The following is a 9,826-nucleotide window of genomic DNA, read 5'->3' on the forward strand; positions in this document are numbered from 1 at the left end:
AACGTCCTTAAAACCTGGGGGGTTCAAATGATCCTCGTTCAAGGTGGGGAGTCCAATGAAGATCACCCGGTTATCAATGAGGAAATCCGAAACCGGGCAACAACCCTGATAAATAAACGTCTCTTTTGGCATCCCAATAATCCGCTGGAGGAGGAAGTCATCGATCTGGCCGTCCAACAGGCCATTCGTCGGGTCATGGAAATGGGTTCCGAAGGGACCTCCGGCAGGGAGGTTTAGTACGAAAATAGATTCCAATTTCGGATTTCGGATTTCGGAATTTAAAAGAAACTCTCCTTCAACATTCATGATTCGATATTCGATATTCGATATTCGCTTTTTCATGCTTCGTGGCGACCCGGCGAGTCATGAGGGTTTAGTTGGAAAACAGCTTTCAGGGATCGGGGGTCAGAGATCCGGGATTAGATAGAAAATAAAGGCTCAAGATGCAAGTTGCAAGTTACAAGGCAAAAACCTTGAACCCTGTCCAGGGGTTTCGCTTTGAGCTTTGAGCTTTCAACTTTGAGCTTTATTCTTGAACCGATTTTCATACCTCGTGGCGCCCTTTGGGGGCATGAGGGCTTAATAAGGTAACGCTTCACGCGTTAGACGTTAACCCTTCACATTTCTTGGTGCCCTGAAAGGCATGGGGTTTTCTATGGAGCTGTCCGGTAGAATCATTCAGGATATCGAAGAATTTTCCACCCTGCCGACGGTCTACGCTTCTTTGATCGATGTCTTAGCCGACCCAAAGTCAACCATCCAGGAGGTCTCCGACATCATTGCCTGCGATCAGGCCTCAACCTGGAAAGTCTTAAAAATCGTCAATTCCCCTTTTTACGGCTTTCCAGGACAAATTGATACGATTTCACGAGCTGTTGTAATCTTAGGCTATAATGAAATTTATAACCTGATCCTCTCTTCTTACCTCATAGATTTTTTTTCCCAAAAAGGATCTGCTTGGGATTTCCGGCCTGTCGATTTCTGGAGCCATTCCATCGGCGTCGGTATAGCCGCTAAATACCTGGGCCGGACCTTGGGTCTGACCAAACAGGAAAATTATTTCATCGCTGGAATTCTGCATGATATCGGCAGACTCGTTTTTTTTGAGTTCGCCGAAGATCAATTCTCAAAGGCCTTGGAAATTTCCAGGAAAAACCGACAACTCCTTCAGGGAGGCGAATTGGCGGTTTTCGGGATGGATCATGCCCAAACCGGGGCCATCATTGCCGAAAGATGGGGATTGCCCCTATCCATTATTAACGCCATTCGTTACCATGAAACAGGAATCGTTCCGGATATACCGGATCCGCTGGTGGCTGCGGTTCATTTAGGCAATATTCTGGTCCGGGCCCTTGAATTGGGCCATCCCGGAGATGATTTCATCCCCCAACCCAACCAAGAAGCCCTGGAAATATTACATCTAAAACCGGGATCGCTCCAGTGTATGGTCCCCGATCTTTTAAAAGACCATAAGGACATTTGCCAGGTACTTTTATAAAAATAGAGAGACCAACCAATGAGGAACCCTGTCCCATCGAACGATATGATCCATGTTGGCATAGAAGGAGAAAGGACCTTGCCATGGAAATTTCTTGATGCCCTGGTCTCACCATTGGGAAGCAGGGACGAAGGAGAATTGGAAATATTTTTATATTTACCTTATAGTATCTCCGTCTCCCTCTTTTTATTGAACAAAGAAACCTTCGAATTTCATCATCAAGTCACCTGTCCCGAAGGAGCCGATCCCTGGTCCCAGGAACAATTCTCCCTATTGGTGGATCAAAGGGTGGTGGCCTCGGCCCTGAACTCCTACCAAGGGTATCTGGCTTTTTCCGGCGAAAAGTTGGTCGGAGATAGGCACCTGCTGATTCTTCCTTTATGGGCTTCCAATGAGATTTTGGGAGTCCTTATCCTCTCCCTGAGCCGGCCCGTAGAATCGTGGGAGAATGGGTTATTGCAGTTGTGCCTGCTTCAAACCAGGCAACTGGCCGCCTCAATTCATAATAAATCCTTGTCAAAAAAATTAAAGGCCCATGAAGCCCTCCTGAGGCAGAAAATAACCGGTCGCACCCAGAATCTGGAACACGCCAAAAGAGAATTAAAAACCATCCTGGATTCCATCAGAACAGGGATTATTATCATCGACGAAGAAACACACCAGGTTATGAATGCCAATAAGACCGCCCTGGAACTTATGGGCTTCCCGAAAGAAACCATCATAGGTTCCCCATGTCATTCCTTCTGTTTAATGGAAAATCAAAAATGCCCTTTGGCTGTTTCGGGATTAAACAGCAGTCTGGAGAATTCCGAATACGCGCTGACCAAATCCAATGGGGAAACCATCCCGATTCTAAAGACGGTGGTTTCTGTTATGTTAGGCGGCCGATCCTGTCTGATTGAGAGTTTCGTTGATATTACCGAACGCAAACATCTGGAACTGCAGTTTCATCAATCCCAGAAATTGGAAGCCATTGGAAGGTTGGCCGGTGGGGTGGCCCACGATTTCAACAACCTCTTGATGGCCATTATGGGCTATTGTGATCTAACCCTGGCCGGGCTGGGAAAAAATACCCAACCCTATCATTATGTGGAGGAAATCACCAAAGCGGCCGACCGGGCGGCTTCACTTACCCGCCAATTACTGGCCTTAAGCCGCCGGCAGGTCCTCCAACCCAAAATCCTGGATTTGAACGCCATCCTCTCAGATATAAAAAAAATGCTTTTGCGCATTATCGGCGAGGATATCGAACTGATCACCTCTCTGGACCCGGCCGCCGGCATGGTCAAAGCCGACAAGGGACAACTCGAGCAAGTCATCATGAATCTCACCATCAATGCCCGGGATGCCATGCCCCAGGGGGGCAGACTCCTCTTTGAAACCACCAATTGCCGAATAGACCAGCCTTATCTCCACCGGCACCCTATAGTGATCCCCGGAGAGTATACCCTGCTTACGGTTAGTGACAACGGGGAGGGCATGGATCAGGAAACCCAATCGCACATCTTTGAGCCTTTCTTTACCACAAAAGGACAGGGCAAGGGCACGGGATTGGGGCTTTCCACGGTTTACGGCATTGTTAAACAAAGCGGGGGGTATATTTGGGTTTATAGTGAATCGGGGAAAGGAACGACTATTAAAATCTTCCTTCCTCAAGCGACCGAGCCTTTCATTAAACCGGAAAGGACCGCGGAACCGCTCCATTCCCCCCAAGGCTCGGAAACTATTTTGTTGATTGAAGATGAACCCATGCTTCGAACTTCAATTAAAGAAGGCCTGGAAACCAGTGGTTATCATGTCCTGGATGCTTGTAACGGCAATCAGGCCCTGTTGATTTCCCAAAGGTATTCCCCCCTGATCCACCTGGTGTTAACCGATATGGTTATGCCCGGGATGAATGGCCGGGAAGCCGCCGAATCGTTGACCCTTATCCATCCTGAAGCCCGGGTCCTCTATATGTCTGGTTATACTGATGATGCCGTTATCCGCCACGGCCTCCTGAATGAAAAGACCGCCTTTCTCCAAAAACCCTTTACACCCAGGGAGTTGGCCTTAAAGGTGCGGGAAATATTAGACCTGCCGAAAAAGGATTTAAGGTTACTTGAAAAAACCGGGCTGATGGAACTTCCGGCCGCTGAAGGGACTTGAAATTATAGGAATGTCCTTTTGGGACGCAGACTGAAGCAAATTTTGAATATAAAGAATGATGGTCTCGTATTAACTCGTCATTCCCGCGAAGGCGGGAATGACGCAAATCGGCGCTTTTGGACTTCCAAATAACTTAGCTTTTTTATTGCCAAGTTATTTTCTGATACAGCGCCGCAATGCGGCGTTTCATAGCTTTTTACGAACGCAACAAGAATAGTTATCTGCGGGATCGGCTAAAATCTGCGTCCTAATTTGCATCTTGAAACTTTATCTTCAAACTAACCCCGACCCCCGATCCCCGACCCCTGAATGCTGTTTTCAAACTAACTCCCGGCCGGCCCGGCCTTCTTGACCTTGGTCGATACCTTATCCGCAAATTGTTTAAAATTTTCCTTGAATCTTTCGGCCAGGTCCCGGGCCTTGGTATCATAGTCTTTGGGCTTACGCCAGGTGTTTCGAGGGTTTAGTATTTCTTTTGGGACCCCTTCACAGGCTGTGGGAATGCGGAGATTGAAAATAGGATCCGTTTCAGTAGGCACATTGTCCAGCTTCCCATTCAAAGCCTGGTGGATCATCGCCCGGGTATAGGCGATTTTGAGCCGTTCCCCGAGCCCGAAAGGACCGCCGGAAAGCCCTGTATTAACCAGCCAGCATTTGACTTTATGTTTTTTGATCCTTTCCCCTAACAGCTCGGCATAGACCGTTGGGGGAAGGGCCATAAAGGGGGCACCGAAACAGGTACTGAAGGTGGCTTGAGGTTCTTTACCCAACCCCTTTTCCGTTCCGGCCACTTTAGCCGTATAACCGGAAAGGAATTGATACATGGCCTGTTCCGGGGTTAATCTGGCGATAGGGGGCAAAACCCCAAAGGCATCATAGGTCAGCATAATGATATTTTGAGGATGGCCGGCCAGACCGGAACGGATAGCCCGGCTGATATGGCTGATGGGATAGGCGGCCCGGGTGTTTTCGGTCAGAGAGCCATCGTTTAAATCGATCCGGCGGGTTTCATTATCAATGGCTACATTCTCCAGGATCGTTCCGAACTTTCTGGTGCACTCATAGATTTCAGGTTCGGCCTCTTCGGAAAGGCGAATGACCTTAGCGTAACAGCCCCCTTCAAAGTTAAAGATCCCTTTATCACTCCAGCCGTGTTCGTCATCGCCGATGAGTAACCTTTCCGGATCGGCGGACAGGGTGGTTTTCCCGGTACCGGACAGACCGAAAAATATGGCCACGTCTCCTTTCTGGCCCACATTGGCCGAACAGTGCATGGACATGACCTTTTCCTGGGGATAAAGGTAATTCAGGACGGTGAAGACCGATTTCTTGATCTCACCGGCGTAAATGGTACCACCGATCAAAATCAACCTTTTTCCGAAATTTACAATGATAAAGGCCTCGGAATTGGTTCCGTCCAATTCCGGCAGGGCATGAAATTTGGGAACGTTGATAATGGTAAATTTCGGGACATGATGGGCCAGCTTCGATGATTCCTTGATCTGGACGAACATATTCCTGGAAAATAGATTGTGCCAGGCGGTTTCCGTAATGATCCGGATCGGTACCTGGTATTTGGGGTCCGCTCCGGCATAGCAGTCCTGGACAAAGACATCCTTGCCCTGGAGATAAGCCAGCAGCCGGAAATAGAGGACCTCGAACTTTTCCGGCTCCATCGGCACATTAACCGGACTCCACCAGATCTTATCCGAACTGGTTTTTTCACGCACAATGCGTTTATCATTAGGAGATCGGCCGGTATGATGTCCGGTCCTGACGACAATCGGCCCTAAATGGGCTATGACCCCTTCCCGCCGGCGGACAATCTCTTCATACAGTACCGGGGTGGTAGGATTCCAGTAAATGGTCCCGATATTCTTGATCCCATGATGCTCCAGGTCGTAATGGGCCTGCCTGCTTCCCAGATTCATACCCTGCCTCCATTTTTTTATTTACCTGCTATATACAGTCAGGCAGGATGCCTGACCTATTTTAACTGGTTGCTGGTTGCTCATTAAAACCAATAACCAGTCACAAGCAACGAGAAACGAGTAACGAGTAACAATGAAATTTCAAATAGCTTTGGGAAGAATTATACCTTAGACCCCATTCCAAATCCATCTAATTTTTATGGATTCGTAAAAACTCGAAGGCTCTAAACGCATTTTGACATTTTTCATTATTTTTGATAAATTCGCAAAATCAGAGCGTAAGAATTTTGAAGGCCTCCTCGACAGAGGGAAAAATGAAATTTCGCTTTTTTTTGTTAATCACCTTTTTTTAAGGGATATCCATGAAGATCAGCACCTTCGAAGGACAGATCAAGAAGACCCGCGAGCGACTGAAGACTTTCCGGGATCGTGCCCAGTCCTCACCCGAGCAAAAAATAGCCTTTTTCGATGAAGTCCTGGAGGAATTCTCTAACGCCCTGGAAGAACTTCAATCCAGTGAAGAAGAACTGCGCCAGCAAAATGAAGAGTTAATCCAAACCCGCCGGATTGTCGAAGCGGAACATCAGCGCTATCAAGAACTTTTTGACTTTACTCCAGACGCCTACCTGGTCACCGATTTGAAAGGGATTATTTTAGAGGCCAATCGTATTGCAGCAACTTTGCTTTCAGAAGCTCAGGATTTTCTTATAGGAAATCCCCTCCTGGTCTATGTCGCTACGGAAAATCACCAAACCTTTCTGGTTCGTCTGGGGCAACTATCCGGGTGGGGGAGGTCGGAAGACTGGGAGATTACCCTCCAGCCTCGGAAAGAAAAACCCTTCCCCGCATCTATCACCATAACCACCATGCTCAATGCCTCGGGGACTGTAGTCGGCCTACGGTGGTTGATCCGCGACATAACGGAGCAGAAACAAACCCAACAGGCCTTGCAGATGGCCCATGAAAGGCTCAAATCTGTCTTGGGGAACATGGCCGATAGCTACATCGCCCTTGACTTTGACTGGCGTTTTCTCGAAATCAACCCGGCTGCCGAGGAGCAGATCTTTAATCGACCCCAAGAAGAACTCATTGGTAAAGTCTTCTGGGACGAATACCCCCAGTGTATTCATACGGAATTTTTCAGACAGAACCAAATCGTCAAAAAGGAAGGCCGCCTGGTTCACTTTGAAACCAGAATGGCCATTCCCGACAAATGGTTTGAAGCCTGGGCCTATTCCCGGGAAGGTTGGCTGGAGATCTACCTTCGAGATATCACCGAGCGCAAACGATTGGAAGAGATGCTTCTCCGTTCTTGCGACGAATTGGAAACCCAGGTTTATAAACGAAAAGAAGAGTTGGCCTCGGCCATCGAAGCCCTTGGTCTGGAAAAAGAAGAAGGCAAACAGGCCCGGAAAAAGATCCTGGATCAGGCAAAAATTTTGGATGCCTTCTATAGAAGCACCATAACCCCTTTGGTCTTCCTCGATAAAGATTTTAACTTCCTCAGGGTAAACGCCGCCTATGCCGAAGCCTGCCAACGCCCGGAATCCGAATTCCCAGGGCACAATCATTTTGAATTTTATCCTCACGAAGAAAACGAAGCCATTTTCAGGCAGGTGGTCAAGGCCAAAACGCCTTTTCAAGCCATTGCCAAACCCTTTTCCTTCCCGGATCATCCGGAATGGGGGGTGACTTACTGGGACTGGACCCTGACGCCTTTGCTGGACGAGAACGGCGAAGTCGAATATTTAGTCTTTGCACTCAAGGATGTGACTGAAAAGGAGAGGGCCGAAGAGGCGCGCCGTCAAAACTTAGAGCTCTTGCGAACTGTTTTGAAAACCTTGCCGGTGGGAGTCTGGATATTGGATAAAAAAGGTTCCGTCTTACAGGGCAACCCCGCCAGCCTCCTGATTTGGGCCGGAGCCAGATATGTCGGAATAGACCGCTATGGGGAATATAAAGGCTGGTGGCTGGCCGATGGAAAGCCCATAGGACCGGAGGATTGGGCCGGGGCGCGGGCCATCCTCAAAGGAGAAACCTCCATTGATGAGGAAGTAGAGATTGAGTGTTTTGACGGAACCCATAAAATTATTCTCAACTCGGCCATCCCGATCCGAAACAGTGAACAAGAAATTACCGGGGCCGTTGTCGTCAACCAGGACATCACCGAACGGATGGAGATGGAGAAATGGACCCGGTCCACCAACGCCCTTCTTGAACTATTCGCCGGGAAAACCGAAAGAAAGGAATACTTAGATGCGGTGGTAGACCTGATTCACCGCTGGAGCAATTGTCAAAATGTGGGTATCCGGATTCGGGACCGGCAAGGCAACATCCCTTATGAAGCCCATCGGGGTTTCAGCCCGGATTTCGAAGCCTCCGAGAACTGGCTTTCACTGAACGGTGATCAATGCGCCTGTATCCGGGTGATCCAGGAAAACCCGGATCCGCAGGATCTCCCCCTGATGACGGCCCGCGGCTCCTTCCGGTGCAATGACACCGTAACCTATGTTTCCAATCTCTCGCCCGGAGAGCAGGCCCGTTTTAGAGGGGTCTGTGTAAAAAGCGGCTTTCTCTCCATGGCCATCATCCCGATACGCTATCAGGGGGAGATGCTGGGGGCGATTCATCTGGCCGATGAACGGGAAGAGAAGATTTCGCAAAAAACCGTTGAATTCATTGAGACGATGACCTCCCTGATCGGGGAAGCGGTTAATCGTTTTAATTTAGAGTCGGAATTAAAGCGGAATTTCGAGACCCAAACCGGGATCAACACCCTGCTTCGCCTTTCCCTGGAGGAAGTCACTCTGGACCAATTCCTGGAGGAGGCCCTTGACCTGCTGATTTCCCTGCCCTGGCCTGGTTCTTTCTCAAAGGGTTGTATCTTTCTGGTCGAAGAGGACTCCGAGGTCTTAGTCATGAAGGCCCAGAGAGGATTTTCCGATTTACATCAAAAATATTGTTCTTCGGTTCCCTTCGGCCGGTGTCTTTGCGGACAGGCGGTCCAAAAACAGGCCCTGGATTTTTTCGGGACCTGCCAGGGCGGTCACGAGATCGGAGAGGGCAGCATCGAGACCCATGCCCACTATTTTATACCGATTCAATTCGCCGGCCGGACCATCGGACTGATAAACATCTATCTGGTCGGAGATCAATATCCCCGGAATCTGGAAAAGGAAGGCTTCCTGACCGCCATTGCCGATACGATGGCCGGAATTATTGTCCGGCGGCGCGGAGAGGAAGAACTCCGGGAATCGGAAAACCGGCTCCGAACGCTTTCCGCCAAGCTCCTGACCACCCAGGAAAATGAAAGAAAGAAGATCGCCCGGGAGGTCCATGACAGTCTGGGATCATCCCTGAGCGCCATCAAATTCAAGGTGGAGGATGTATTGCAAAGGATCCGGTTAACCCCGTCCGTGACCATTTCCGAGCCACTGGAGGCCCTCGTTCCTATCATTCAAGACACCATCAGTGAAACCCGAAGGATTCAATCCGATTTGCGGCCCCCCCTGCTGGATGATTTGGGTATTATAGCCACCTTTTCCTGGTTCTGCCGGCGATATCAAACCATTTATTCGGATATCCTGGTGGATCAGGCCATTGGCGTCCGGGAAGAGGAGGTGCCGGAACCTCTGAAGATTGTTATGTTCCGGATTACCCAGGAAGCAATGAATAATATCGGCAAATATGCCGGGGCGGACCGGGTGCAGCTCGATCTGCGAAAAAACAATCGGTCCATTGAGCTGATTATTCGGGACAATGGAAAAGGATTCGATCCGGAAAGTCTGCTTTCCATGGAAAGCACGAAAAAAGGAATGGGTCTTTCCAGCATGAAAGAACGGGCTGAACTTTCAGGCGGTTCTTTGGCTATCGATTCCCAAACAGGGAAAGGGACGGTTATCAAGGCCGTCTGGCCTGTTTAGTTCGAAAATAAAGTTTCAAGTTTCAAGTATGAAAAACCTTGAACCTTGAAGATATTTTGATAATTCGTGGCGCCCCCGGGGGCATGAAAGTTTGTAACACTTTAGGTGTTTGAAAAGAACGCGTTGTTCACCGCAAAGCCGCGAAGTACGCAGAGAAAATCATTTTTGTACAATCCCGTGAGAGGCGGGATTGTACAAAACAACTCTGGACTCCGCCCCGGAGGGCCTCCGGCCATAATTATGCGGTCGACTTCGTCGACCTAAAACAAAGGCTTCCGTTTGGAAGCAGGCCGAAGGGTAGCGAAAGCTTTTCCTTTCTGTCCTCT

The 9,826-nt window shown here is 49.1% G+C and carries 5 protein-coding genes; 4 read left to right on the forward strand and 1 reads right to left on the reverse strand.

Annotated elements, in window-relative coordinates; translation table 11 throughout:
• The first annotated feature begins 27 nt into the window (after window positions 1–27).
• The 3 genes from HY879_12750 to HY879_12760 all read left to right on the forward strand — a co-directional run bounded on the left by HY879_12750 (window position 28) and on the right by HY879_12760 (window position 3,646).
• Window positions 28–237: a hypothetical protein gene (locus HY879_12750; protein ID MBI5604212.1), complete on the forward strand. Its 210-nt coding sequence runs from the start codon at window positions 28–30 to the stop codon at window positions 235–237.
• A gap of 418 nt (window positions 238–655) precedes the next feature.
• The gene (locus HY879_12755; GenBank protein ID MBI5604213.1) at window positions 656–1,498 is read left to right on the forward strand and encodes an HDOD domain-containing protein; all 843 of its coding nucleotides are present in this window, start codon (window positions 656–658) and stop codon (window positions 1,496–1,498) included.
• Window positions 1,499–1,576: 78 nt separating this feature from the next.
• Entirely contained in the window at window positions 1,577–3,646 is a 2,070-nt protein-coding gene (locus HY879_12760; protein ID MBI5604214.1) for a response regulator, read from the forward strand.
• 323 nt (window positions 3,647–3,969) lie between these two features.
• Here the strand turns inward: HY879_12760 and pckA are convergent, their stop codons facing one another.
• Window positions 3,970–5,577, reverse strand: a complete 1,608-nt coding sequence (pckA, locus tag HY879_12765) for a phosphoenolpyruvate carboxykinase (ATP) (protein MBI5604215.1) — start codon at window positions 5,575–5,577, stop codon at window positions 3,970–3,972.
• Window positions 5,578–5,939: 362 nt separating this feature from the next.
• Between pckA and HY879_12770 the strand changes: the two genes are divergently transcribed.
• Window positions 5,940–9,500, forward strand: coding sequence for a PAS domain-containing protein (locus tag HY879_12770; GenBank protein MBI5604216.1), 3,561 nt, complete (start codon window positions 5,940–5,942; stop codon window positions 9,498–9,500).
• Window positions 9,501–9,826 lie beyond the last annotated feature (326 nt).

The organism is Deltaproteobacteria bacterium (genome assembly GCA_016219225.1).
GTDB lineage: Bacteria > Desulfobacterota > RBG-13-43-22 > RBG-13-43-22 > RBG-13-43-22 > RBG-13-43-22.